Here is a 23,756-nt window from a genome sequence, read left to right as displayed (position 1 = left end):
CCACTAATCCACCCGAAGGCTTCATCGTTCGACTTGCATGTGTTAAGCACGCCGCCAGCGTTCGTCCTGAGCCAGGATCAAACTCTCCGTGAATGTTTACCCGATATCGGGTGACACCACGAGAGCGGAACACCAGGACGGAATAAGACCCGGTGTTCACAGCGTCCTCGCTGTGTTTCTATCAAAGGAACCCAAACCCAACCCACCAAACAAGGTGGACCAGGCCGGGGTATCAACATATCTGGCGTTGACTTTTGGCACGCTGTTGAGTTCTCAAGGAACGGACGCTTCCTTCGGTCCCGTCTCCGGGCCCCTCCGGGCTTTCCCTTCGGTCCTACTGTCTTGCGTTCCCGACTCTATCAGACTCTTTTTGCGTCTCACTTCTCATGGAGAAGCGATCTCAATTAAGAGGTCTAATGGCCTTCGGAGTGGCCCTTTGCCTTTCGGCGAGCCCGACATTATCAGAAACAACGGGGCCGAACTAAATCGGCCGCTGCGATTCGGATGATGTATCGGAAAGCCCCGCGGAAATTCGATTCCCGCTCGGAGCAGAGTAGAGATTAGCTGTCGCTCCCGAGCTTGTCCAACTCCGGGCAACCGTTCAAATCTACCTCCCCACACAGACCATGTCAATGATCGGCACCGATCTCTGTGGAGCGAACTGGAGACTAGCAGGTCAGCGAGCGTCGACGCACATCAGGCTGCCGTGGGCAGCTGGGCGCTCTGGTCGGCGCTCTCCACGTCGCCCGTGTCGCCCTCGCGGGCCGCTCGGCCGCCGAGCACGTACACGTACGCCAGGAAGGCCAGCTCGAAGAAGACGCCGATGGCGATACGTGCCCAGGTCGGCAGGCCTGACGGGGTCACGAAGCCCTCGATCAGGCCCGACACGAAGAGGATCAGTGCCAGTCCGATCGCCATGCCGACCGCCGCCCGGCCCTGCTGGGCCAGTGCCGTGCGACGTGTGTACGGACCGGGGTCGATCAGGGTCCAGCCGAGCCGGAGGCCCGTACCCGCCGCGACGAAGACAGCCGTCAGTTCGAGCAGGCCGTGGGGCAGGATCAGGCCGAGGAAGGTGTCCAGTCGGCCGGCGGACGACATGAGGCCGATGCCGACGCCGAGGTTGAACATGTTGAGAAAGAGGATCCAGATCACCGGGAAGCAGAGGAAGGCGCCGAGGACGAGGCACATGGCGGCGGCCTGGGCGTTGTTCGTCCATACCTGGGCCGCGAAGGACGCTGCCGGGTGACTTGAGTAGTAGGTCTCGTACTCGCCGCCGGGTCGGGTCATCTGCCGGAGGTCGTCGGGGGCCGCGATCGCCGACTGGACCTCGGGGTGCGTGCCTATCCACCAGCCGATGACCGAGGCGACGAGCACCGAGAGCAGGGCGACCGGTATCCACCAGTGCCGGGAGCGGTACATGGCGGCGGGGAAACCGGCCGTAAGGAAGCGTGCGGCGTCGCGCCAGCCGGCGCGGCGGGTGCCGGTGACCACGGAGCGGGCGCGCGCGACCAGTTGGGTCAGGCGCCCGATGAGCATGGGATCCGGGGCGCTGGACTGGATCAGGGAGAGATGGGTGGCTGTGCGCTGGTAGAGGGCGACGAGTTCGTCCGCCTCGGCACCTGTGAGGTGCCGTCCACGGCGAAGGAGAAGTTCCAGACGGTCCCACTCAGGTCGGTGGGCCGAGACGAAGACGTCGAGATCCATGGTCGGCTGCTGCTCCAGGCACTGGGTGCGTACGGTCCGTACTACTGCGGCACGTTGCAGGCCAGCTTGGCAGACTGAGCTGTCCGGGGGCAGAGAAGGTCGGCGAAGGGTGAGCACCGGTGAATGAGCTTGTCACGGGCGACGCGGTCGTATTGGGGCTGCGCCCCGCGAGGCTGCCGAGCCGGGCGTTGGCCGTCGTCATCGACCTGGTGGTGGTGTGGGCCGGGTACATCGTGGTGTCGATCGTCCTCGCCGTGGCGACGGATTCGCTGGACACCGCAGCAGTGGCGGCGCTCGCCGTCGCGAGCTTCCTACTGATACCGGTGGGAGTGCCGATCGCGGTGGAAACCCTCAGTCACGGACGGTCGTTGGGGAAGCTCGCCTGCGGCCTGCGGGTGGTGCGTGACGACGGCGGGCCCATTCGCTTCCGGCACGCGCTGGTGCGCGGGGCGATCGGTGTGGTGGAGCTGCTCATGTCCTTCGGGGTCATCGCGTGCATCGCTTCGCTCGTGTCGGCGCGCGGGCGTCGGGTCGGGGATCTGTTCGCCGGGACGCTGGTCGTACGCGAGCGTGTGCCGGCCGATCGGGCCCCCGCCGTACCGCCACCGCCCCCGTGGCTCGTCGGGCGCTTCGCCGAGCTGGACCTGTCGTCGGTGCCCGACGATCTGTGGCTGGCCGTACGGCAGTACCTGACCCGGATGAGCCAACTCGACGCCGGCGTCGGGTGGTCGATGGCGCAGCGGCTGGCCGGTGATCTGGCGGTACGTACGGGCGTGCCGCTTCCGCACGGCGTACCGCCGGCGGCGTATCTCGCGGCTGTGGTCAATGAACGCCAGGCGCGGGACGCCCGGCGGGCCTTCGGCTCCGGTGCGGCGACGGCTGGTCGGTCCGCGCCCGGCACGCCGCCCGGCGCGGTCGCTCCCGCCCGCTCGTCAGTGCGTCGCCCTGAGGTCGTGGCACCGCAGGACGCGAGGCCCGTGGAGGTGGCGCGGGACGCGGTGGAGGCGGCGAGTGGGGAGCCGGGGCCGACCGCTCCCCCGGCCTCCGGGTTCGCGCCGCCCGCCTAGGCCGTCTCAGGGCGGGGCGGACGGCGGGGTTTCGAGGTCTTCGAGCTCGATGCCCGGCGCCGCGAGGACCACGTCGCCACTGATGTGGACGCTGTGCTGTTCACCGGTGTCCAGGGCGCTGACCTGGTACTCGTCCACGGTCAGAGGTCCATTGTCAGTGGCATGCGCTTCACTGCTCAGCAGCGCCCAGGACTGGTCGACGGTTCGGGGGGCGAGGACCGGGTCCGTGAAGGCGACGAGACGGACTCGGGTCGCCGGGGAAGCGGGGGTGAGACGGAGAAGGCGGGTGATCGCGACGAGGAAGGCGGGCGATGTGCCGGTGAAGGCGTGTGCGCGGACGTTGCCTTCGGTGGCTTCGGTGCCGGTGGGGTCGGTCCGGACCCAGGTGACGCCGTCGAGCGCGGCTCCACGGACCTGCCAGCTTGCCGCGTGCAGTTCGAGACGGATGGGGCGGCCGAGTTCGTCGAGGGTGAGGTCGACGGAGCCTGCGTGGTCGCCCCCGGGGGCGGTGATCTGGGAGACGTAGCGCCAGCCGGAGGGGCCCGGCGCGCAGTGAAAGTGTTCTTCGCCGAGGGGGGTGTGGTCGTGCGGATCGTGGAGTGAGTAGCGGCCACGGGGCATGGGCGGGAGTCCTTCGGTGTCCTCCGGGCCGTGCTGGGAGGGGCCCGGCCGTGGGAGCGCACGGCGGTGCCGCTCGCGTACGTACGAACCACATGGGACCAGCGGCCGGTGGAACCAGGGGCGGGAAAGCGGGGCAGGCCCCCAACACGGGGGTGTGGGGGCCTGCCCGTACCGCTGGGTGTCAGCGGCGGTGCCTGTGGATCAGTAGCGGTAGTGGTCGGGCTTGTACGGGCCCTCGACCTTCACTCCGATGTACGCGGCCTGCTCGGGGCGGAGTGTCGTGAGCTTCACGCCGAGCGCGTCGAGGTGGAGGCGGGCGACCTTCTCGTCGAGGTGCTTGGGCAGCACGTAGACGTCGGTCGGGTACTCCTCCGGCTTGGTGAAGAGCTCGATCTGGGCCAGCGTCTGGTCCGCGAAGGAGTTGGACATCACGAAGGAGGGGTGACCGGTCGCGTTGCCGAGGTTCAGCAGGCGGCCCTCGGAGAGGACGATCAGCGTCTTGCCGTCGGGGAACGTCCAGGTGTGGACCTGGGGCTTGACCTCGTCCTTGACGATGCCGGGGACCTGCGCCAGGCCGGCCATGTCGATCTCATTGTCGAAGTGGCCGATGTTCCCGACGATCGCCTGGTGCTTCATCTTGGCCATGTCGGCGGCCATGATGATGTCCTTGTTGCCCGTCGTGGTGACGAAGATGTCGGCGATGCCGACGACGTCGTCCAGCGTCGCGACCTGGTAGCCGTCCATGGCCGCCTGGAGCGCGCAGATCGGGTCGATCTCGGTGATGATCACGCGGGCGCCCTGGCCGCGCAGGGACTCGGCGCAGCCCTTGCCCACGTCGCCGTAGCCGAAGACGACGGCGACCTTACCGCCGATCAGTACGTCGGTGGCACGGTTGATGCCGTCGATCAGGGAGTGGCGGCAGCCGTACTTGTTGTCGAACTTCGACTTGGTCACGGCGTCGTTCACGTTGATCGCCGGGAAGAGGAGGGTGCCGTCGCGGTGCATCTCGTAGAGACGGTGGACACCCGTCGTGGTCTCCTCGGTGACGCCGCGGATCTCGGACGCCAGGAGGGTCCACTTCTGCGGGTTATCCGTGAGAGTGCGGTTGAGCAGACGGAGAATGTAGCCGTACTCCTCGCTGTCCGCCGTCGCCGGGTCCGGGGCCTCGCCTGCCTTCTCGAACTCGACGCCCTTGTGGACGAGCAGAGTGGCGTCGCCACCGTCGTCCAGGATCATGTTCGGGCCGCCGGTGGAGGAGTTGGGCCAGGTCAGGGCCTGCTCCGTGCACCACCAGTACTCTTCCAGCGTCTCGCCCTTCCAGGCGAAGACGGGGATGCCCTGCGGGCTGTCCGGGGTGCCCTTCGGGCCGACGGCCACCGCGGCGGCGGCGTGGTCCTGGGTGGAGAAGATGTTGCAGGAGGCCCAGCGGACGTCGGCGCCGAGCGCGACCAGCGTCTCGATGAGGACGGCGGTCTGCACGGTCATGTGCAGGGAGCCGGTGATGCGGGCCCCGGCGAGGGGCTGCGCCTCGGCGTACTCCTCGCGGATCGACATCAGGCCGGGCATCTCGTGCTCGGCGAGGGTGATCTCCTTGCGGCCGAACTCGGCAAGCGAGAGGTCGGCGACCTTGAAGTCCTGTCGGTTGGCGACAGTGGTCATAGCGAGCTGCTCCTCGTAAAGGGGTCGAGGGTGGGTACGGCTGACTTTGCGGCGGCGGGCATACGAATGCCCGGACGTACGCAACGCAGTCCGTCGGAGGCCCTCTCTCCCTCGGCCGGTCCGCGCCGCAGACCGCCCGACCGCCATCAGCAGCGACGTCTGGCTCTGATGACGAATCTACACCGATCGGCCCAGCCGCCCCACAGCGCACCGGTGCCCGCTCCTTGTCCCCGACGGGCCCCGAAGGGTCCCCAACTCGGGCCTCAGGGGCTTTCACCGCACGTCGTGAGCTCGTACGGACAGCTCGTCCGTACGGAGGCCCCGGCGCGAGATGCGCCGGGGCCTCCGTACTGATGTGCGCGGGTGATCAGTGGTCGTTGTCAGCCTCAGGAGTGGCCTCGGGGGCAGCCTCGGCGGTCGCGCCGGGACCCGTCTCCGGCGTCGGCTCGACGTCCGTGACGCCAGGCGACTTGGCCGGGTTGGTGCCCGCCGCTGCCGCGGCCTCGCTGTAGATGTCCGGTTCCAGGTAGATCACCCGGGCGATCGGGACCGCCTCGCGGATCCGCGACTCGGCCGCGTTGATCGCGTGCGCGATCTCGGCCGCCGTGTCGTCGTGCTCGACCGCGATCTTGGCCGCCACCAGCAGTTCCTCGGGACCGAGGTGGAGCGTGCGCATGTGGATGATGCCGGTGACGACGTCGCCGTCGACCATGGCCGCCTTGATCTTCTCCACGTCCTCCAGGCCGGCGGCCTCGCCGAGCAGCAGGGACTTCGTCTCGGCCGCCAGAACGATCGCGATCACGATGAGCAGGATGCCGATGCAGAGCGTGCCGATGCCGTCCCAGACGCCGTCCCCGGTGGCGAGTGACAGGCTCACGCCCAGAAGGGCGAGGATCAGACCGACCAGCGCGCCGAGGTCCTCCAGCAGGACGACCGGGAGCTCGGGAGCCTTGGAGTGCCGGATGAACTCCTTCCACGAGCGCTTGCCGCGCGTCGCGTTGGACTCCTTTATGGCCGTACGGAACGAGAACGACTCGGCGATGATCGCGAACACGAGGACGCCGACCGGCCAGTACCAGGCCTCGATCTCGTGCGGGTGCTTGATCTTCTCGTAGCCCTCGTAGATGGCGAACATGCCACCGACGGAGAAGAGCACGATGGAGACGAGGAACGCGTAGATGTAACGCTCACGGCCGTAACCGAACGGGTGCTCCGGGGTCGCCTCGCGCTTCGCCTTCTTGCCGCCCAGGAGCAGCAGCCCCTGGTTTCCGGAGTCGGCGAGCGAGTGCACGCTCTCGGCGAGCATCGACGACGAACCACTGAAGAGGAACGCCACGAACTTGGCTACTGCGATCGCGAGGTTCGCGGCGAGCGCCGCCACGATCGCCTTGGTTCCGCCTGACGCGCTCATGGGTGCGGTGGATCCCTTCCTCGGTCTGCGGCCCTGGCGCCGCGGGTACGGCGGGACATTGTTGCAGCCGCCGGAGCGGGCCGTGCGCGAAGCGTGGGTTCAGGCGATGACGGTGGCACGGAAGACCGTGCCCGTACCGGTCAGTTCGGTCTTTTCGCCGGCCGGGACGAAGACCGAACCGCCCGGCGCCAGGTCGAAGTCGTTGGCGCGCGGCGTGCCTTGTGTGCAGAGGAGGATCTGCGGGGTTCCCGTGGTGAGTTCGCGGGGTTCCGCACCGGGTGCCAGGACATAGCGGGACAGACGGAACTCATCGATCGGGGTGTCGTACAGCTCTTCGCCGGACGGCGAAACCTCGGGGCGGAGCACGGCGGCATCGTTCGCCTCGAAGCGCACGATGCGGAGCAGTTCGGGCACGTCGACGTGTTTGGGGGTGAGGCCGCAGCGCAGGACGTTGTCCGAGTTGGCCATGATCTCGACGCCCAGGCCGTTCAGATACGCGTGCGGGACGCCGGCGCCGAGGAAGAGGGCTTCGCCGGGCTGGAGTTGTACGTGGTTGAGCAGCATGGCCGCGATGACGCCCGGATCTCCGGGGTAATGGTGGGCGATCGACACATATGGCGAGTACTCGCCGCCGAGGCGTGCGGCGGCTTCGGCGGAGGAATGAACTGTGTGGGACATCTCGTCGGGGTCGGCGGTCAGCACGGCGGTGAGGACCTCGCGCAGCGCGGCTTCCTCGGGGTGCGCGTGCAGAAGGTCGACGTACGGCTTGAGCGAATCGACGTCCAGCCGGGCAAGGAATTCGGCGGTCTGGTCGGGGGCGCGGAAGCCGCAGAGACCGTCGAAGGGGGTGAGGGCGCAGATCAGTTCGGGCTTGTGGTTGGCGTCCTTGTAGTTGCGGTGCGGCGCGTCGATGGGGACGCCCTGGCGCTCTTCCGCCGCGAAGCCCTCCTTCGCCTGGGCGAGGTTGGGATGGACCTGAAGGGAGAGAGGGGCACCCGCGGCGAGGAGTTTGAGGAGGAAGGGGAGGCGTGGACCGAATTTCTTGACGGTGGGGGTGCCGAGTTCCGCCTCGGGGGCGGCTGCGATGACTTCGGAGAGGGGGTGTTCGAGCGGGGTGGTGGTGCGGTTGATACGGGACGGGGCTCCCGGGTGGGCGCCCATCCACATCTCGGCCTGGGGCTCGCCGGTGGGGGCGGTGCCGAGCAGCTCCGGGATGGCGGTCGTGGAGCCCCAGGCATAGGGGCGCACAGTGTTGGAGAGGCGGTCCATGGGGTGCTTTCTAGTCGCGTGACGGTGAGTCGGCGGTGCGAAGTCGGGGGTGTATGAGGTGAGTTCAGCGCGGGAGTCGGCCAGGGGAATTGGTGGGAGTCATTCGCGGTTGCCGGAGGCCAGGGCCAGGTAAACGGCCGTGAAGTCGGTGACGGCGACGAGTTCCGCGAGGGCTTCGAGTTCGCTGCCCTCCTGCGGTTCCAGTTCGCTGATGGCCGTCTCGTGGCTGATGGCTAGTTCCCGGGCCGCAGGTGCCGCGGTCAGTCCGCCGACGGGCCGGTCGCGGAGCAGCACGACACGGGCGCGCAGAGCCTGGGGCTCCTCGACGCGGTCGCGGAAGAAGTCGTCGGGGTCGGCGGCGCCTCCGGCGAAGTCGCCGCCCAGGAGGAGGCCGTGCGCGGGCAGTGCGCCCGGAAGCTCGGCCGCGAGTGCGGGGCGGCCGGACAACTCGGCCAGTACGGCGGCGAAGCGGCGGCCGACGGGGGCGGCGGTCGTGCCTTCCGTCCAGATCAGCGGGAGGCTCTCGGCGAGTTCGGCGGCCAGGGTCTTGGCCGGGTTGCTGTACGTCGCGATGGCCGGGCCGCAGCGCTCCGCCGTGCTGTCGAGGCGGTCGGCGACAAGCTGAAGCGTCTCGGCCGAGGCGGTGAGCAGTCCGACGCGGTCGAGAAGGGAGAGAAGGGGGGTGAACAGCGCCCAGAGGGCACCCGGGCTCGCGGCCTGGGTCTCCTCGTACTGCTCCTGTGGTGTCGGCGCCATGGGCACGGCGAGACCGCGACTGCCGCCGACGGACTCGCTGAGCGGGGATTGGCGTGGGGCGACGGCGACGACGGTGCAGCCGCGGCGGTAGGCCTGCTCGGCGAGGAGGGCCAGGCCGGGTTCGCCGCCGTCGGTGGTGGCGATCAGGAGGAGGTCGACGGAACCGGCCCAGCCGGGGAGTGCCCACCGCAGGGCGCCCGCGGCGGGGGCGACGCCGGTGGGGCGCAGCAGGGTGACGGGCGCGGCGGCGCCGGCGAGTGCGCCGAGCAGGTCGGCGACGCCGAGTGCGGCGGTGCCGGAGCCGGCGAACAGTACGGCGCGGGGGCGGCCCTCCGGGTTGAGATGGCCGATGCCCGCCTCGGCGGCGTGCCGGACGGCGGTACGGACGCGTGCCCCGGCCTCCGCGGCGCCGAGGAGGAGCCCACGGTGGTCGGCGCGGGCCAGCGCGTCTGGCGCGTCGAGCAAGGACTCGTCGAGCATGGCGGGGTGGTTCTCCGATCGCCGGGCGCCGTGGTCGGCGCGTGAGCACGGGTGGTGGCGGTGGCGTTTCGCGGGCGGCCTCCGGGGCGGGGCTCATGCCCGCCGCGGAGCGGCTGATGACTCCTTGGTGCGTGCGATCGCTGGGCGGACGGCCGCTCTCGTACCGGATGTACTTGAGCGACTGAACAACGCCGCGAGCGCGCGTGCGGGGTCGTAAGCCGGACGGACCTCGCGGGCACGCGCTAAGGCCGCGTCTTCAAAGTAGCGCCGTCCGCCTGCAGGGCGGGGGCTGCGGCGTCTGGTGCGGTGGTGCTTCGCACGGCGGAGGATCGTGCTCGTACTGGGCGTACTCGCACGACTCCGAACAACGCGGCGAGGTGCCGTGCCAGGCGTCGTGGGCCAGGCGGGACTTCGAAGACACGGCCTAGGCGGGGCGGCGGGCCTCGTCGACGAGGAGTACGGGGATGTCGTCCCGGACCGGGTAGGCCAGGCCGCAGTCCTCGCCGGTGCAGATCAGCTCGGGAGTGTCGTCCGCCGTGTGGTCGCTGAGCGGCGCGTGGCAGGCCGGGCAGGCGAGGATCTCCAGGAGGCCGGCTTCGAGCGGCATGTGGTGGGTGTCCCTTCGAACGAGCTGAGGCGTGCGGAGTGGTGCGGATCGAGCCACATCAGCCTACCGCCGGAGGGTTGCGCGGGGCTCGCTCCGGGGCTGGAGCTGGGGCTGAGGGCGAGAGCGGGCCGAGCACCGCACGCGCGCCTCAACCCTGCGGCTGGCTCCTCCCCGAAAACTGGGGTGCCCCCCAGGCCCCCAGCCCCCCCCGCTTCCGCGAGAGCCCGGTCGCGTCCTCAGGACCGGATCAGGGCGAGGGCCTCGTCCCTGATCTTGGACATGGTCGGTTCGTCGCGGGCCTCCACGTTGAGGCGCAGCAGCGGTTCGGTGTTGGAGGCGCGGAGGTTGAACCACCAGTCGGCGGTGGTCACCGTCAAGCCGTCGAGGTCGTCGAGCGTCACGCCCTCGCGGTCGGCGAAGGCTTTCCGTACCGCGTCGAGGCGGGCCGTCTGGTCGCCCACCGTGGAGTTGATCTCGCCCGAGCCCGCGTACCGGTCGTAGGAGGCGACGAGTTCGGAGAGCGGGCCGTCCTGTCCGCCGAGCGCGGCTAGGACGTGGAGCGCGGCCAGCATGCCCGTGTCCGCGTTCCAGAACTCGCGGAAGTAGTAGTGCGCCGAGTGCTCGCCGCCGAAGATCGCGCCGGTGCGGGCCATCTCCTGCTTGATGAAGGAGTGGCCCACGCGCGTACGGACCGGGGTGCCGCCGCGCTCCCTGATGACCTCGGGCACCGACGAGGAGGTGATCAGGTTGTGGATCACCGTGCCGCCGGGGTGCTTGGCGAGTTCACGCTCGGCGACCAGGGCCGTGATCGCCGACGGTGAGACTCCTCTCCCCCGCTCGTCGACGACGAAGCAGCGGTCGGCGTCGCCGTCGAACGCGAGGCCCAGGTCCGCGCCTTCGGCCAGGACACGGGCCTGGAGGTCCACGATGTTCTTGGGGTCGAGCGGGTTGGCCTCGTGGTTGGGGAACGTGCCGTCCAGCTCGAAGTACATCGGGACCAGGTCGACAGGCAGCGGCGCGAGGACCGTGGGGACGGTGTGGCCCCCCATCCCGTTCCCCGCGTCGACCACGACCTTCAGCGGGCGGATCGCCGAGAGATCGACCAGGGACAGCAGATGTGCCGCGTAGTCGTTCAACGTGTCACTCTGCGTGAGGGTTCCCGGCTTCGCCGCCGGTTCCGGAGGCCCTTCGGCCAGCCATGTCTCGACCAGCGCGCGGATCTCCGCCAGGCCGGTGTCCTGCCCCACCGGCGCTGCGCCCGAGCGGCACATCTTGATGCCGTTGTACTGGGCCGGGTTGTGCGACGCGGTGAACATCGCGCCCGGCAGGTCCAGCGCCCCGCTCGCGTAGTACAGCTGGTCCGTCGAGCAGAGCCCGATCAGCGTGGCGTCCGCCCCCCGCCGGACGGCGCCCCTGGCGAAGCTCGCCGACAGATGGGGCGAGGAGGGCCGCATGTCGTGACCGACGACGATCGCCGTGGCGCCCGTGACTTCCACGAAGGCCGCCCCGAACAGCTCGACGAGCCCGTCGTCGACTTGGTCCGGGTATACGCCACGTACGTCGTACGCCTTCACGATCTGGCCCAAGTCGGCCACGGCCACCCCTCCTGAGGTCTCTGCGGACAGTCAGCACAAACTACCCGCCCCGAGGAGGGGCCCGGAGGGCGCGACCCCGCGCCGGACACGCCCTAAGGCAGCATCCAGTCCAGTACGAAGGTGCTCTGTCCCACCACGATCAGGCACATCACCAGCAGCAGCCCGAGGCTCCACGGCAGGACCTTCCTGAGGAGGTCCCCTTCCTTGCCGGCGAGACCGACCGCGGCGCACGCGATGGTCAGATTCTGTGGGGAGATCATCTTGCCGAGCACACCGCCGGAGCTGTTCGCCGCGGCCAGCAGTTCGGGCGACAGGCCGGATTCGCGGGCGGCCGTCACCTGGAGGGCGCCGAAAAGCGCGTTGGCCGAGGTGTCGGAGCCCGTGACGGCGACCCCGAACCACCCCAGCACCGGCGAGAGGAACGCCAGCCCCGCGCCCGCCGCCGCGACGAAGTGGCCGATGGTGGCGGCCTGTCCGGAGAGGTTCATGACGTAGGCGAGGGCCAGCACCGAGACGACGGTGAGGATCGCGTACCGCAGTTCGCGCACCGTTGCCGCCCACTCCTTGAGCGCGTCCTTCGCCTTGAGCCCGATCACCCCGGCCGTCAGGAGGCCGGCGATCAGGACGAGCGTGCCGCCGGTCGAAATGAGCGGCAGCGAGAAGACGTTGGCCCCGACCGGCTTCCCCTCGGAGTCGGCGACGTCGAGGAAGGGCCAGTCGAAGGACTGCGTCGCCTTGGCCAGCAGGTCCTTGATCGGCGGTATCTGCGCGACGGAGAAGATCACCACGATCAGTCCGTACGGAGCGTAGGCGCGGAGGATTTCGCGGCGGTCGTCCTCAACGTCCAGGTCCTCGCTGCGCGCGCCCGTCAGTACGGAGGTGCGCACCGCCTCGGAGGCCGGCTTGCGCGCTCCGGGCACGGCGAGCAGCGCGGCGGCGCCCACCAGCGCGGCCCCGATGTCGGCGAGTTGGGCGGAGACGTAGTTGGAAGCCACGAACTGCGCGACACCGAAGGCGAGTCCGCACGCGAGGGCGGGCGCCCAGGTCTCGCGGAGCCCCCGCTTGCCGTCGACGAGCCCGACGAGCACCAGGGGTACGACAACGGCGAGCAGCGGCGTCTGGCGGCCGACGACGGAGGCGACGGTGTCCAGAGGCAGTCCGGTTACCTGGGCCAGGGTCACCACCGGGGTGCCCATCGCGCCGAAGGCCACGGGCGCGGTGTTGGCCACAAGGGCGACGACCGCCGCCTTGACCGGGTCGAAGCCGATCGCCACGAGCATCACCGCGGAGATGGCGACCGGAGCGCCGAAACCGGCGAGCGCTTCGAGGAGTGCGCCGAAGCAGAAGGCGACGACGAGCGCCTGGATGCGCGGATCGTCGGAGAATCGCCCGAACGAGCGGCGCAGGATGTCGAAGTGCTGGGTGCGGACCGTCATCCGGTACACCCAGAGGGCGTTGACGACGATCCACATGATCGGGAAGAGGCCGAAGACGATGCCCTGTGCGCCGGCGGAGACGGTCTGGCCGATCGGCATCCCGAACGCGAGCCAGCCGACCAGAGCGGCGACGGCCAGGCCGATCAGCCCGGCGCGATGAGCCTTCATACGGACGGCGCCGAGCAGCACCAGCACGGTGATCAGGGGAAGCGCGGCGACCAGGGCGGACAGGCCGAGTGAATCGGCGACGGGTTCCAGTTGCTGTTCGAACACGACAGGGCCTCCGAATTCCGCGATGCGGAAAGTGATCTCTCACGGCTGGAGGGAATGATCGTGTCCACGACAAAAGAGGTCAATGGCCCGTGCAGGATCCGTCACGGAATCCGCTGGAAGGATTCAGGACGACCGAAGGGGCAGGCGGGGACGGGAGAGCCGGTGGACTCAGGAATCGGGGGACCGCAGCACCCGCAGGTGCGCACGGCGCCCGACCTCGGCCTGGTCCGCCGCGCGCGGTCCGTTGCCGCCGGGTCCGCCCGGCCGCTCCGGTGGGCGCGCGGCCTCACGTACGGCGTTCGCCAGGGCTTCCAGATCGTCGCCGCTGGGGCGGGCGGGCGCGGATCCGTCCGTGAGCCGGACGACCTCCCAGCCGCGGGGCGCGGTGAGTCTCTCGCTGTGTTCGGCGCACAGGTCGTAGCAGTGGGGCTCGGCATACGTGGCGAGCGGACCGAGGACCGCGGTCGAATCGGCATAGACGTACGTCAGTGTCGCGACAGCGGAACGGCCGCACGCGGTGCGCGAACAGCGACGTACAGGGCTCACGATGTTGGACGGTACCGCACTCTTGAGCGGGCCGCGACGACTCTCCCCCACGTCACTCCACCGTGTCGTGACGTGACGTTTACCCCGCCCGACACTCGTGCAACTGCCCTGACCTGCGCGGGAAGAACGGTAATCGATCAATCACCGTCAGTGACGCAGTCATTACTTGGGGCAAATCCCGCCAATGAAGGCGAGTTCCACGATCCGGCGGACGTAGCGAAACGAGCCCAAGCTTGGCCGGAATGCTCAATTTGCGACATGACGTCCGGCGGGCCCGTCGGGCACCGTCGCGGCGTCCCCCCGGAGAGCTACCCTGCGTCAGTGATGGACAGTCCCGCACCGCAGCAGCCGACCGAGCCGAGACCCCGCCGCCGAGACCGCCACGGCCGCGGTATGCGGGGGCCGGTCGCCCCGCCGCAGGTCCCGCTCTCGGCGAGCCGCTCGGACTCGTTCCGTGATCTCGTCCAGGACTCGGTGGAGCGGCTGGAGCGGCGCTGGCCCCAGCTGGCGGAGATCGACTTCCTGGTGCTGGACGTGCCCGGCGCCGACGACGAGTCGGTACCGCTCGGCCGGTCCGTCCCCGAGGGCAAGAACCGGCCCGCGCGCATCGTCGTCTACCGGCGGCCTGTCGAGATCCGTACGAAGAACCGTGAGGAGCGCGCCATGCTCGTCCACGAGGTCGTGGTCGAGCAGGTCGCCGAACTGCTCGGGCTCGCACCGGAATCCGTCGATCCCCGGTACGGCCAGGACTGACCGCCGCGAGAACCACCGGTTCCCGCGGCGTCACTTCAGTACGGAGAGGTCTTCCTTCGTCGCCGGTACGGACACCATGCCCCGGTCGTCCGGCATCGTCTGCACCGTGAACAGCGGTACGCCGTCTTTCGTCTCGCCGAGTGTGCGCGCCGCGTAGACGGGGCCGCCCGACTCGGATTCGACCGTCAGCGCGTACGAGCCCTTGAGCCCCGTCGGTACCGGCGGGGTGACGGCCTGCGTCGTGCCGCCCTTGACCGTGTACGTCTTGACGACCTGCGCACCGCCCTCGCTGCCCGCCGAGGCCGTGACCTTGACCTTCCCCGTCCCGCTCGGCGCGGTGAGGGACAGTGTCGAGCCCTTGGCGCGGTTGTCGGCGACCGTGGCGCGCTCCGTCACGGGGCCGGTCGCGGGGATGAAGGCGACCTCCTGGTCGGTGCCCTTGCCCCGTACGACGCGCAGCGCGGCGACCACCGGGGTCTCCCTCCCGCCTTCCGCCGGACCGACGATCACCGAACCGGCCTCACCCTTGGTGACGTCTCCCAGGTCGAGCGAGGCCGTCATGCCGGACTTGACGTTGAGCGTCTCGCCGGCCGTGGCCGGGACGATCGTGCCGCTCTTGCCCGCCAGTTGCACCTTCAGTTCCGCGTCGTCCTCGCCGGGCGCGAAGACCACCAGTCGTACGGAGGTGGCGTCCTCCGGGACTCCGGGGAGTACGGCGCGGGGCGCCGCGTCGGCGGAGGCGGCCAGCCAGTCGCCGCCCGCCTTCTCCTCGGCGGCGTTCACCACCGCGCCCACACGGCCGGTGCGGGTGCTGACGTGGACGGTGACGTTCGGCTCGGCGTCCGCCGTGAGGGTGGACAGCAGGACGGGGACGCTGGAGCGCGCCGGGACCGGAATGCCCTCTCCCGTACTGGACTTGAGCGTGCCCTCCTTGCCGTACAGCGCGACGTCGGCGACGGCGGCCGTCTCGTCCGGGTTGGTGAGGTGGACGTAGTCCTGGCGCGACTTGTCCGTGGAGGCGCCCGGGAACCAGAAGTCGGTGTCGGGCGGGGTGCAGCTCATGCCGTACAGCGCACGCGATTCGCCGCCCGTGATCGTGGTGGTCTGCTGAGTGGTCCAGCCGGGCGCGAGAGCGCCGGTGGCGGATCCGACGAGCGCGGGGGCGTCCGCGGCGTTCTTGGTCGCTGAGACGGGCTTGCCGGGGCCCTTGACGGCCAGGAACGGCTTGACCTTCGCGTCCGCCCCGTCCGCCGCGGGCTTCTTGGCCTCGTCCTTGGTCCCGTCCTCGTTGGTCTCGTCCTCGTTGGCCGGTTCGTCGCTGGCCGGGTCGTCCGCCGTCTCCTCGTCCGTCTTCTTCTCGTCCGCGGCGGCGTCCTCGGTGTCGTCCAAGGGCGCGACGGACGGCGCCAGTTCGGCCGCACCGCCCGTCCCCCCGCCCGCCGTGCCGCCGGGGGTGAAGGACGTGTACACCGTCTCGGCGAGCTCCGACGTGCTGGGCGCGGGACAGAGCAGGCTGCTGCGCTCCACGGGAAGCCGCGCGGCCGTCTTCGCCGTCGCCGTCGTGTCGTCGGCGTCCGGCGCGGTGACGGCGGCGAACCCGGTGACCGCGGCGAGCGCGGTGGCGGCCGCGAGGAGGGAGAGTGTCGTGCGGTTCACCGGTTGCTGCTCCCGTCGGGACGCTGCTCGTTCTCGTTGCCGTCCGTGTACGGCTGTTGGGTGTCGCCGTAGGGCTGCTGCCCTTCCACGTACGGCTGTTGGACGGCGTATCCGTACTGGTCGTACTGGACCGCCGCCTGCTGCTGGTACTGGTCCGCCGGGTACTGCTGGTAGACCTGGTATCCGTCGGCGTCGTACTGCGGGGCGCCTTCGTACTGAGGAGCGCCCTCGTACTGCTGCTGCGCGCCCTGGTAGGAGGCGCCTTCGTACTGCTGCTGTTCATTCGTGGCGTACGAGCCGTAGTCCGCGCCCTGGTAGGCCGTCTGGGCCTGCTGCCCGTCCCACTCTCCGTACGACTGCTGCTGCGGTACGGCCGCAGCGGCGACGTACGGATCCGCCACCGGCTCCGGAGGCAGGACCTCGGCGGCCTCGGACGCGACGGCCGCTTCCCCGGTCTCGGGACCGGCCTGCGCCTCCGCTTCCGCCTCCGCCGCGGCCCGCAGCCTGCGCGCCCTTCGGCCCTCGCCCGACACGGGCTGCGCGGGCACGTCGGCGCGCTCATCGGGCAGGTCGTCGTCGATCTCCTTGCGCCGCCCCGGCAGGGCGAGCACGAGCAGCACGACGGCGAGCGCGCCCTGTGCCCAGACCCACGCGGTGTGGGTGAACGTGTCCTCGTACGTGAGGTCGAGCCGGCCGCCGTCGGCGGGGAGCTGGAATCCCTGAGCCCAGCCGTCGACGGTCGTCTTCTCCAGGACGCGGCCGTCGAGCGTGGCCTGCCAGCCCTCGGCGGCCCGGTCGGCGATCCGCAGGACCCGCCCGTCCTTGCCGGCCGGGATGTCGGTGTGGGCCTCGACCGTGGACGACCCGACGGGCAGCGGCTCGGCGTCGCTCTCGCCCTCGATGATCGTGGCCCGCGAGATCTGGCGGTCGACGCGCCACAGCGCGCTGCCGTCGAGCTGGCTGAGTCGGCTGAGTCCAGGGGTGGCGTCGAGCACGCGCGACATCTGCGCCGGGGCGCCGTCCCGTACGAGGACGTAGCGGATCGCGAAGCCGCTGAGCTGGTCGGTCTGGTCGGCTCCCGAGCCCGCTACGAGGCGCCCTACGACCTTGTCGAGACCGGGGTCGCTGCCGCCCGACTCGGTCAGCTCGGCGTCACCGATCCGGCCGCCCGAGCCTCGTACGAGCGAGTACGAGACCTCCGCGGGCGACGTACCGCCGAGGATCAGCGTGCGCGGCTGGTCGCGGGTGATGCTCTCCTCGGCGACGAACGCCGGTACCTGCACCGGGTCGCGCCGCTCCAGCGGGCCCGAGGCGCCGCTGATCATCCAGCCGCCAGCCGCGAGCAGCGGGGCGGCTCCGGCCGCGAGCGCGATGACCGCGGCGACGGGCTGGCGCCAGCCGAAGCTCATCGCGGCGACGCGGTCCTTGGCGCCTTCGGCGCCGAGGACGGAGGCCGCGATGAGCGCGAGACCGTAGACGAGGGTGGCGGGGCCGGCCCAGCCGGAGTTGTTGGCGAGGACGGCGAAGACCAGTGCCACGAGGGCGGCCACCCAGGCCGCGCGTACGGCGAACTGCCGCTCGCCGCGCAGCAGTGCGGCCAGTGCCGCCAGGACGACGCCGATCAGCAGCAGACCGCCGGCGGCCTTGGGACCACCGGGGCTCAGGCCGAGCAGATCGAGAGCGGTGGCCTGTCCGGTACCGAACTCCAGTCCCGCCTCCTGAAAGAGGTCGGACGGTGACGTCAGCAGCGAGAGCGACCAGGGAGCCAGGACGAGCAGCGGGGTGCCGGCCACGGCCAGCAGGCGCAGCCCGTACGCGACGATGTCGTCACGCCGCAGGGCGAGGACGGCGAGGCCGAGAACGAGCGCCATCGGCCAGACGATGGGCGTGAACGCCATCGCGAAGGTGAGCAGGAAGGTGTACGCCCACGTGGCGCGCCAGCTCCCCCGCGCGGCGCTCTCGCTGTCCCCCGCGCGGAACCCGTACGCCGCGACGGCCGCCCGAGCGATCAGCGGCAGCAGGACGGCCAGCACGGCCGTGCCGAGCCGCCCGGTGGCCAGGGCGCCGGTGGCGGCGGGCAGGAAGGCGTACGCGACGCTCGCCCAGGCCCGCAGGAGCTTCGACTCGATGAGCGGCCGGGACGCGAAGTACGCGGTGACTCCGGCCAGCGGTACGGAGCAGACGAGCAGCAGGGTCAGCGCGAAGCCGGTCGAGCCGAGGAACAGCGCCGACAGGGCGGCGAGGACCGCGAGGTACGGAGGTGCCGTCTGGGTGCCGCCCGTGCCGATGGGGTGCCAGCCGTCGGCGTACCGGGACCACAGGCCCGCCACGTCCGGTGGCGCGGGCAGCAGCGCGCCGCCCGCGAGTGCGCCGCCGCCGAGCAGTGCCCGGCAGGCGACGAGGGAGACGACGAGCAGTACGGCGAAGAGCACGGGCCCCGGCCGGTGCGCGAGGCGCTTCACCCGCGCGAACTGCTCGACCTCCAGAAAGTCCGCGTCGTCCCCGCCGGGGCCCGACTCCACCGCGCCGTGGCGTGAGCCGCCGGCATCGGTCTCAGAGCCGCCACCGAGGCTTCCAGCTACTTGCTCGACCGTTGCCCGGACGGTGGCGCCGGGTGGCGGGAAAAGCGCGCGAAGTTCACTTGCTTCGACGACGCCTTTGCCGCGTCGTTTTCGCGCGCCGATGATTCTGCCGGGCCGCAGGAGCGTGCCGAACAGGCCCATGACCTCGTCGACGGCCTGTCCGGGCGCCTTGCCCACCAAGTAGGCGACGGTGCGCAGGAGTGTGCCGACGACGAGCCGCAGTAGTACGTAGGGCAGTACGCCGCTGCGCGAGTTGACGAGCATCGTGTAGACGGCGCCGGCTTTGTCGACCCGGTGCGGGTTGACGACGGAGCGGCCGGCGCAGTCGACGGTGCGGCGCTCGCGTGCCGCCGCCTCGGCGTGCCTGAGGACGGCGTCGGGGGCGACGAGCACCCGGTGTCCCGCGGCGTGCGCGCGCCAGCACAGGTCGACGTCGTCGCGCATCAGGGGAAGTCTGCGGTCGAAGCCGCCGAGTTCCTCCCACACGTCCCGGCGGATGAGCATGCCCGCGCTGGAGACGGAGAGCACGGTGCGGACCTGGTCGTGCTGGCCCTGGTCCTGTTCGCGCCGGTCGAGGCCGGTCCAGCGGCGTCCGCTGTTGGCGATGGAGACGCCCACCTCCAGAAGCTGCTTGCGGTCGTACCAGCCGCGCAGCTTGGGGCCGACGATCGCGGCGTGCGCGTCGCTCTCGACGACGCGCAGCAGCTCGGTGAGGGCGTCGGGATCGGGCGCGCAGTCGTCGTGGAGGAGCCACAGCCACTGCACGGGCTCGCCATGGGGCAGGTCGGGCATGTCGTACGCCTCGTCCTGCCAGGTTCTGGTGACAGGGTCCCAGCCGCTCGGCCGTTTCAGATACGGCAGGTCGTCGGGCGTGAGCACGCCGGCGGTACGGACCGCCTCCTCGACGGCCGTACCGAAGCTGGTGCGGCGGGCGAGGTGGACGACGCGGTCGGGACCGAGCGATTCGGTGAGCAGCGTGGCCGATTCGTCGGCGCTGCCGGTGTCGGCGGCGATGACGTTCTGTACGGGGCGTTCCTGGCCGATCAGCCCGGAGAGGGCGTCGGGGAGCCAGCGGGCACCGTCGTGGGAGACGAGTACTGCGGTCACGACGTGCCGCGGGTACTCCGGTGCGGTGGCGGGAACGAACGCGGCTGTGGTGGCGGACATCGAGGTAGGGGCCCTCCGGCCGGGGGGTCGGCCCCGATGGGGCGTTGGGGCGTCTCGGACGGGGCCCCACACTAACGGTAGGAACAGACACCGGATCGCCGAGCGGCCGAACAAACCGGACGACGTGGGAGGGAGCGCCGGGGTCGGCGCGGGTCGCGAGGGGGCGCGGGCCGGGCGCCGTGAGCCGGACGGGACCTTCTCACCACGCCTCGGCGGCCCCCGGCGGTCACGACAACGGTCCGCCGCCTGCGAAGGGGACGCAGCCGACGGACCGTTCGGAAAAGGTCGCGCGAGGTGTTACGCGGGGTATCGCGTGGGGCGCGAGCGGAGACTGGCCGGAAGTGTTCAAACCGCGGCCTTCTTGAGACGGCGGCGTTCACGCTCGGACAGACCGCCCCAGATGCCGAACCTCTCGTCGTTGGCGAGGGCGTACTCCAGGCATTCGGAGCGGACCTCACAGGCGAGACAGACCTTCTTCGCCTCGCGGGTGGAGCCACCCTTCTCGGGGAAGAAGGACTCGGGATCGGTCTGGGCGCACAACGCGCGCTCCTGCCAGCCGAGTTCCTCATCCGCGTCCTCGACCAGCAGTTGTTCGAACAGCTCGGTCATGTGCGCCCCTCGTCTGTCTTTACGTCCCTGTGCTTGCGGCCGCTACCGATTTCGGCCGAACGACACGAGTGAAATTACAAGTGTGCGGATACGAGCCAGTCAAGCCGAGATCTGCTATTGGTCCCGGTATTCACTCTGCGGAACCAAGGCTATGCGGAAAGTGTTGAAATCACCAAAAATCTGACACCTGCCGCTGGTCGGCTCGCATCCACTCCTCCCCGAGGGAGACGCCCGGAGTCTCGCCGACGTTGCGATTCAGCCACGGAAGGGATCCGAATCACAGTCTGATCACGGGACCGTGACGGTGTTTGCGAGCACGACTGCTGCGCCATGTCTCCACGTCAGCGTCTGCACAAACCTTTCTCCGAACCCAGTAACCGGATGAGGTGAAACATTGGCGCCAAATCGGTCACTGAGTTGACAGGCGGGAAGCGTTCCCGCCACCTTTGAACGTATGCCGATCACCTCAGCGCCGTACGCGATCCACACCCGTGGGTTCCGCAGCGCTGTCCAGGCGCGCTGTTGCTGTTCCTGTTGTCCCTGCTGTTGAGCCATCGAAGCTCCGGCCGGACAGGTAGTTCGCGCGGTTGACGCCGTTCTCCCGGTTCTCCCGCGTATCCGCAGTTCTCGCGTCTCCGCCCGCGCTCCCACCCCGCCCTCCCGCTCCACGCCTCACCTTCCGTCAGTACGTTCAGGCCTTCTGCCGAGGAACCCCCACCCATGACCAGCGACAGTGACCTTCAGATCGCAGGCGACATCCTTGAGGTGCCGCATCTGCTCCAGCCCGCCCGTGAGCATCCCGGCACCGTGGCCGAGTTCGCCGGTCTGGCCCGTGCCATCGCGGCCGACCGCTCGCGGTGGGCCACGCTCGTCCGGTACGACGCCGCGAGCCGCTGGTACCACCGGCTGACCACCGGCCCCGGCTACGAGGTCTGGCTGCTCTCCTGGGTGCCCGGCCAGCGCAGCGGACGGCACGACCACGGCCGCTCGTCAGGTGTCCTGACCGTCCTTGAGGGTGAACTGACGGAGCGTACGGAGCGGGCGAGCCGGGCACTGGGCGGCGGCGCGCAGCGGGTCTTCGCCCCCGGATACGTCCACGAGGTCGTCAACGACTCGATCGAACCGGCCGTCAGTCTGCACATCTACTTCCCGGGCCTGACCGAAATGCCGATGCACTCAGCGCGCTGCGCCCCGGCGGCCCAGGATGTCGTACCCGCCTGACAAACTGCACAGCATGCGCATTGTGGTTCTGGCCGGCGGTATCGGTGGTGCCCGTTTCCTGCGTGGCCTCAAGCAGGCCGCGCCGGACGCGGACATCACGGTGATCGGCAACACCGGTGACGACATCCATCTGTTCGGGCTGAAGGTCTGCCCGGACCTCGACACGGTGATGTACACCCTCGGGGGTGGCATCAATGAAGAGCAGGGCTGGGGACGTGAGGGCGAGACGTTCCAGGTCAAGGCGGAGCTCGCGGCGTACGGCGTGGGGCCGGAGTGGTTCGGCCTCGGCGACCGCGACTTCGCGACCCACATCGTCCGCACACAGATGCTCGGCGCGGGCTATCCGCTGAGCGCGGTCACGGAGGCGCTCTGCGCGCGCTGGAAGCCCGGGGTGCGGCTGCTGCCGATGTCCGACGACCGCGTCGAGACGCATGTCGCCGTCGATGTGCCGGACAGCCCGACCGGCGAGCGCAAGGCCGTGCACTTCCAGGAGTACTGGGTGAAGATGCGCGCGTCCGTGGAGGCCCACGCGGTCGTGCCTGTCGGCGCCGACCAGGCCAAGCCCGCGCCCGGCGTGCTGGAGGCCGTCGCCGCGGCCGACGTGATCCTCTTCCCGCCGTCCAACCCCGTCGTCAGCATCGGCACAATCCTGGCCGTGCCGGGGATCCGCGAGGCGATCGCCGACGCCGGGGTGCCGGTCGTCGGGCTCTCGCCGATCGTCGGGGACGCGCCCGTGCGTGGCATGGCCGACAAGGTCCTCGCGGCGATCGGCGTCGAGTCGACGGCCACCGCCGTGGCGCAGCACTACGGTTCGGGGCTGCTGGACGGCTGGCTGGTCGACACGGTGGACGCGGCGTCGGTCGCGGAGATCGAGGGTGCGGGGATCCGCAGCAGGGCCGTACCGCTGATGATGACCGACCTGGAGGCGACGGCCGCGATGGCGCGTGAGGCGCTGGCGCTGGCGGAGGAGGTGCGGGCGTGACCTCTTACGAGGGATCGTACGAAGGAGACGGAGGTCCCGGGGCGGCCGTGTCGTACAGCGTGCGGGCGCTCGACGGGCTGCCGGAGGTCCGCGCGGGTGACGATCTCGCGAAGCTGATCGTCGCGGCGGGGCCCGGTCTGGCCGACGGCGACATCCTTCTCGTCACGTCGAAGATCGTGTCCAAGGCCGAGGGCAGGATCGTCGAGGCACAGGACCGCGAGGTGGCGATCGACGCGGAAACCGTCCGCGTCGTCGCGCGGCGCGGGCCGCTGCGGATCGTGGAGAACCGGCAGGGGCTTGTGATGGCCGCGGCCGGTGTCGACGCGTCCAACACCCCTTCGGGGACGGTGCTGTTGCTGCCCGAGGATCCCGACGCGTCCGCCCGTGCCATCCGGGACGGGCTGCGGGACGCGCTGGGCGTGGACGTCGGCGTACTCGTCACGGACACGTTCGGCCGACCCTGGCGCAACGGGTTGACGGACGTCGCCATCGGCGCGGCGGGTGTGCGGGTCCTGGACGATCTGCGCGGCGGTACGGACGCGCACGGCAATCCGCTGAGCGCGACCGTTGTCGCTCTCGCCGATGAACTGGCCGCCGCCGGCGACCTGGTGAAGGGGAAGTCCGCCGGGCTGCCGGTGGCGGTGGTGTCGGGCCTCGCGCGGCTCGTCGGCGAATCGGCGGACGGCGCGCGGGCGATGGTGCGGGTCGCGGCCGACGACATGTTCCGGCTCGGGACGTCGGAGGCGGTACGGGAAGCGGTCACCCAGCGGCGTACGGTCCGGGAGTTCACGGACGAGCCGGTCGATCCGGGGGCGGTACGGCGCGCGGTCGCCGCTGCCGTGACGGCGCCGGCGCCGCATCACACGACGCCATGGCGGTTCGTGCTGCTGGAGTCGGCCGAGTCGCGCGTGCGGCTCCTCGACGCGATGCGGGACGCGTGGATCGCGGACCTGCGCAGGGACGGCAAGTCGGAGGAGTCCGTGGCCAAGCGGGTGCGGCGCGGGGACGTGCTGCGCGCGGCGCCGTATCTGGTGGTGCCGTGCCTGGTGGCGGACGGCGCGCACGCGTACGGGGACGAGCGGCGGGACACGGCGGAGCGCGAGATGTTCGTGGTCGCGACGGGCGCCGGTGTGCAGAACTTCCTGGTGGCGCTGGCGGGTGAGCGGCTCGGTTCGGCGTGGGTGTCGTCGACGATGTTCTGCCGGGACGTCGTGCGGGAGGTGCTCCAACTGCCCGCGAACTGGGATCCGATGGGGGCGGTGGCGATCGGGCACGCGGCGGTGGAGCCGAAGGTGCGGCCTGGGCGGGTGGCGGAGGACTTCATCTCGGTGCGCTGAGCTGTTCCGCTGCCTGCTGGTTGAC

18 protein-coding genes and 1 rRNA gene are annotated in these 23,756 nt (G+C 70.3%); 5 read left to right on the top strand and 14 right to left on the bottom strand.

All coding sequences use genetic code 11. The features are described from left to right. Both ACFWV8_RS02395 and ACFWV8_RS02390 read right to left on the bottom strand, forming a co-directional pair. A 16S ribosomal RNA gene (locus ACFWV8_RS02395) occupies window positions 1-93 on the bottom strand; the annotation flags it as partial. 603 nt (window positions 94-696) lie between these two features. Beyond that, entirely contained in the window at window positions 697-1,704 is a 1,008-nt protein-coding gene (locus ACFWV8_RS02390; protein WP_384197199.1) for a stage II sporulation protein M, read from the bottom strand. A gap of 119 nt (window positions 1,705-1,823) precedes the next feature. Between ACFWV8_RS02390 and ACFWV8_RS02385 the strand changes: the two genes are divergently transcribed. Beyond that, window positions 1,824-2,771 carry an RDD family protein gene (locus tag ACFWV8_RS02385; RefSeq protein ID WP_384197197.1) on the top strand — a complete coding sequence of 316 codons (948 nt, stop codon included), beginning with the start codon at window positions 1,824-1,826 and terminating at the stop codon, window positions 2,769-2,771. 6 nt (window positions 2,772-2,777) lie between these two features. On the opposite strand, the gene ACFWV8_RS02380 is transcribed toward ACFWV8_RS02385, so the two are convergent. The 9 genes from ACFWV8_RS02380 to ACFWV8_RS02340 all read right to left on the bottom strand — a co-directional run bounded on the left by ACFWV8_RS02380 (window position 2,778) and on the right by ACFWV8_RS02340 (window position 13,475). Next, a complete protein-coding gene (locus tag ACFWV8_RS02380; RefSeq protein ID WP_384197195.1) occupies window positions 2,778-3,392 on the bottom strand; it encodes a hypothetical protein in 615 nt (204 codons plus the stop codon). 201 nt (window positions 3,393-3,593) lie between these two features. Next, the gene (gene ahcY, locus ACFWV8_RS02375; protein ID WP_384197193.1) at window positions 3,594-5,051 is read right to left on the bottom strand and encodes an adenosylhomocysteinase; all 1,458 of its coding nucleotides are present in this window, start codon (window positions 5,049-5,051) and stop codon (window positions 3,594-3,596) included. A gap of 367 nt (window positions 5,052-5,418) precedes the next feature. Further along, window positions 5,419-6,462 carry a cation diffusion facilitator family transporter gene (locus ACFWV8_RS02370; protein WP_384197191.1) on the bottom strand — a complete coding sequence of 348 codons (1,044 nt, stop codon included), beginning with the start codon at window positions 6,460-6,462 and terminating at the stop codon, window positions 5,419-5,421. A gap of 99 nt (window positions 6,463-6,561) precedes the next feature. Continuing rightward, window positions 6,562-7,731 (bottom strand): mannose-6-phosphate isomerase, class I, encoded by a 1,170-nt coding sequence (gene manA, locus ACFWV8_RS02365; RefSeq protein WP_384197189.1) that lies wholly within the window; start codon window positions 7,729-7,731, stop codon window positions 6,562-6,564. A gap of 99 nt (window positions 7,732-7,830) precedes the next feature. Beyond that, on the bottom strand, window positions 7,831-8,967 hold the full coding sequence (locus ACFWV8_RS02360) for an SIS domain-containing protein (protein ID WP_384197187.1): 1,137 nt from the start codon (window positions 8,965-8,967) through the stop codon (window positions 7,831-7,833). Window positions 8,968-9,391: 424 nt separating this feature from the next. Continuing rightward, entirely contained in the window at window positions 9,392-9,574 is a 183-nt protein-coding gene (locus tag ACFWV8_RS02355; RefSeq protein ID WP_384197185.1) for a Trm112 family protein, read from the bottom strand. 236 nt (window positions 9,575-9,810) lie between these two features. After that, complete coding sequence (locus ACFWV8_RS02350; protein ID WP_384197183.1) at window positions 9,811-11,169, bottom strand: phosphomannomutase/phosphoglucomutase; 1,359 nt, start codon at window positions 11,167-11,169, stop codon at window positions 9,811-9,813. Between the two features lie 92 nt (window positions 11,170-11,261). Further along, on the bottom strand, window positions 11,262-12,878 hold the full coding sequence (locus ACFWV8_RS02345) for an L-lactate permease (protein ID WP_384197181.1): 1,617 nt from the start codon (window positions 12,876-12,878) through the stop codon (window positions 11,262-11,264). A 168-nt stretch (window positions 12,879-13,046) separates the two neighbouring features. Continuing rightward, on the bottom strand, window positions 13,047-13,475 hold the full coding sequence (locus ACFWV8_RS02340) for a DUF3499 domain-containing protein (RefSeq protein WP_384197179.1): 429 nt from the start codon (window positions 13,473-13,475) through the stop codon (window positions 13,047-13,049). Between the two features lie 273 nt (window positions 13,476-13,748). Between ACFWV8_RS02340 and ACFWV8_RS02335 the strand changes: the two genes are divergently transcribed. Then, window positions 13,749-14,177: a metallopeptidase family protein gene (locus ACFWV8_RS02335; protein WP_329386977.1), complete on the top strand. Its 429-nt coding sequence runs from the start codon at window positions 13,749-13,751 to the stop codon at window positions 14,175-14,177. A gap of 30 nt (window positions 14,178-14,207) precedes the next feature. Here the strand turns inward: ACFWV8_RS02335 and ACFWV8_RS02330 are convergent, their stop codons facing one another. The 3 genes from ACFWV8_RS02330 to ACFWV8_RS02320 all read right to left on the bottom strand — a co-directional run bounded on the left by ACFWV8_RS02330 (window position 14,208) and on the right by ACFWV8_RS02320 (window position 20,191). Further along, window positions 14,208-15,833 carry a DUF5719 family protein gene (locus tag ACFWV8_RS02330; RefSeq protein WP_384197177.1) on the bottom strand — a complete coding sequence of 542 codons (1,626 nt, stop codon included), beginning with the start codon at window positions 15,831-15,833 and terminating at the stop codon, window positions 14,208-14,210. Then, window positions 15,830-19,582 (bottom strand): glycosyltransferase, encoded by a 3,753-nt coding sequence (locus ACFWV8_RS02325; RefSeq protein ID WP_384197176.1) that lies wholly within the window; start codon window positions 19,580-19,582, stop codon window positions 15,830-15,832. The genes ACFWV8_RS02330 and ACFWV8_RS02325 overlap by 4 nt, the downstream gene beginning before the upstream one ends. Window positions 19,583-19,927: 345 nt before the next feature. Next, window positions 19,928-20,191: a WhiB family transcriptional regulator gene (locus ACFWV8_RS02320; RefSeq protein ID WP_023541320.1), complete on the bottom strand. Its 264-nt coding sequence runs from the start codon at window positions 20,189-20,191 to the stop codon at window positions 19,928-19,930. Between the two features lie 720 nt (window positions 20,192-20,911). Here ACFWV8_RS02320 and ACFWV8_RS02315 point away from each other — a divergent pair. From ACFWV8_RS02315 to ACFWV8_RS02305, 3 genes are read left to right on the top strand one after another with little or no spacing between them, the layout of a single operon-like run. After that, a complete protein-coding gene (locus ACFWV8_RS02315) occupies window positions 20,912-21,412 on the top strand; it encodes a cysteine dioxygenase (protein ID WP_384197174.1) in 501 nt (166 codons plus the stop codon). Between the two features lie 13 nt (window positions 21,413-21,425). Beyond that, window positions 21,426-22,394 (top strand): 2-phospho-L-lactate transferase, encoded by a 969-nt coding sequence (gene cofD / locus ACFWV8_RS02310; RefSeq protein WP_329386970.1) that lies wholly within the window; start codon window positions 21,426-21,428, stop codon window positions 22,392-22,394. Beyond that, on the top strand, window positions 22,391-23,731 hold the full coding sequence (locus tag ACFWV8_RS02305; protein WP_384197172.1) for a coenzyme F420-0:L-glutamate ligase: 1,341 nt from the start codon (window positions 22,391-22,393) through the stop codon (window positions 23,729-23,731). The genes cofD and ACFWV8_RS02305 overlap by 4 nt, the downstream gene beginning before the upstream one ends. Window positions 23,732-23,756: the final 25 nt, after the last annotated feature.

The sequence above is a fragment of the Streptomyces sp. NPDC058665 genome (assembly GCF_042714995.1).
Lineage (GTDB): Bacteria > Actinomycetota > Actinomycetes > Streptomycetales > Streptomycetaceae > Streptomyces.
This window is presented reverse-complemented; position numbering and strand designations above follow the sequence as displayed.

Coding starts and splice junctions, on each gene's coding strand:
- ACFWV8_RS02320 (WP_023541320.1), bottom strand. CDS start 20,191: ATGACCGAGCTGTTCGAACAACTGCTGGTCGAGGACGCGGATGAGGAA.
- ACFWV8_RS02325 (WP_384197176.1), bottom strand. CDS start 19,582: ATGTCCGCCACCACAGCCGCGTTCGTTCCCGCCACCGCACCGGAGTAC.
- ACFWV8_RS02315 (WP_384197174.1), top strand. CDS start 20,912: ATGACCAGCGACAGTGACCTTCAGATCGCAGGCGACATCCTTGAGGTG.
- ACFWV8_RS02355 (WP_384197185.1), bottom strand. CDS start 9,574: ATGCCGCTCGAAGCCGGCCTCCTGGAGATCCTCGCCTGCCCGGCCTGC.
- ACFWV8_RS02370 (WP_384197191.1), bottom strand. CDS start 6,462: ATGAGCGCGTCAGGCGGAACCAAGGCGATCGTGGCGGCGCTCGCCGCG.
- ACFWV8_RS02360 (WP_384197187.1), bottom strand. CDS start 8,967: ATGCTCGACGAGTCCTTGCTCGACGCGCCAGACGCGCTGGCCCGCGCC.
- ACFWV8_RS02390 (WP_384197199.1), bottom strand. CDS start 1,704: ATGGATCTCGACGTCTTCGTCTCGGCCCACCGACCTGAGTGGGACCGT.
- ACFWV8_RS02335 (WP_329386977.1), top strand. CDS start 13,749: ATGGACAGTCCCGCACCGCAGCAGCCGACCGAGCCGAGACCCCGCCGC.
- cofD (WP_329386970.1), top strand. CDS start 21,426: ATGCGCATTGTGGTTCTGGCCGGCGGTATCGGTGGTGCCCGTTTCCTG.
- ahcY (WP_384197193.1), bottom strand. CDS start 5,051: ATGACCACTGTCGCCAACCGACAGGACTTCAAGGTCGCCGACCTCTCG.
- ACFWV8_RS02380 (WP_384197195.1), bottom strand. CDS start 3,392: ATGCCCCGTGGCCGCTACTCACTCCACGATCCGCACGACCACACCCCC.
- manA (WP_384197189.1), bottom strand. CDS start 7,731: ATGGACCGCCTCTCCAACACTGTGCGCCCCTATGCCTGGGGCTCCACG.